The organism is Methanoculleus sp. MH98A, assembly GCF_000691865.1.
Taxonomy (GTDB): Archaea; Halobacteriota; Methanomicrobia; order Methanomicrobiales; family Methanoculleaceae; genus Methanoculleus.
Genome location: NZ_JMIO01000267.1, coordinates 1 through 1,014 on the forward strand (window position 1 = coordinate 1; position 1,014 = coordinate 1,014).

The window sequence follows — 1,014 nt, forward strand, 5'->3', positions numbered from 1 at the left end:
CGACCCTTTGGAAATTCGTAAGAATATCCAGTTATCGTCTTTTCCAATTCGGGAAAGGGGTCCCCACTGACGTAATAACTTATCCCCGTGCAGTTCTGTTCGGCAACGACCTTTCCCATCCGGCACAGCACCCCCACATGATACCGGAGAGTCCCGATATTCATCTCCAGCATCTGGAGGAGATTACTTATATGAATTCCTGGATTCTCCTGAATGCACATATACACTGCATTTCGGTTCTCGTTGTCCAGGATATTCTGACACGAGACTCTTTTGTGGCCGAGCTGGAGCCGCATAGGCAGCGAGAACAGGATTTGTATCAGAATGAAAAGTGCCGTCGGAACTGTTATGGACAGAAGGCCGAGGATAACGGCGTTCAAGGGAACGTTCCAGACGTACAATGGAGTTGGATCTGAAAGGATCTGCCCCGGATACGCCTCTGAGGTCTGGGGGACAGAGATCGCGCACCCAACAGACGGTAACAGCAGGAGGCAGAAGACAAATAGAGTGACCCTGGCAGTCAACGACCATGACGCCATAGCGTTTCATATGCTCAGTGAAAATAAAAATATTCCGCTTTCTTTAACCCATGCTAATCGCGTATGGCCAAGTTCCAGTAACGTCCTCACCATAAACACTAAATGTCCAGGATCCGGATGTAGGGTTGTTTATCGTAAGATAGATCCGCCCCTTCAGGTTATCATCGCCATCATCGTCGTGGTAATAACCGTACAGACTCCCATCCGGCCTGATGATCCCTAACTTCAGGGAGTGATCATCTGTAAACCAGTTCAGGTCGACAGAGAATGAGGATGTACCAGGCGACACATAATACCCATGATAGTCCGTCTCTCCCTGTGTGATAGTGTATCCGGCACGGGCTACAGACTCATTTTTCTGCATGAGGTCGACGGCCTCACTGTTCTCACTTCCGATGCTGCTGGCCGAAACCATCGGTACGACGATAGCGAAGGCCACCAGGAGTCCGATAAGATGGTTGAATTTCATCAAAAT

2 protein-coding genes are annotated in these 1,014 nt (G+C 49.3%); both read right to left on the reverse strand.

Translation table 11 applies throughout. The features are described 5' to 3' along the window. A partial coding sequence (locus EI28_RS12920) for a winged helix-turn-helix transcriptional regulator (RefSeq protein ID WP_048115477.1) occupies window positions 1-539 on the reverse strand: 539 nt, incomplete at its 3' end. Between the two features lie 43 nt (window positions 540-582). Next, the coding region (locus EI28_RS14575) for a hypothetical protein (RefSeq protein ID WP_197018536.1) at window positions 583-1,014 on the reverse strand (432 nt) is incomplete at its 5' end.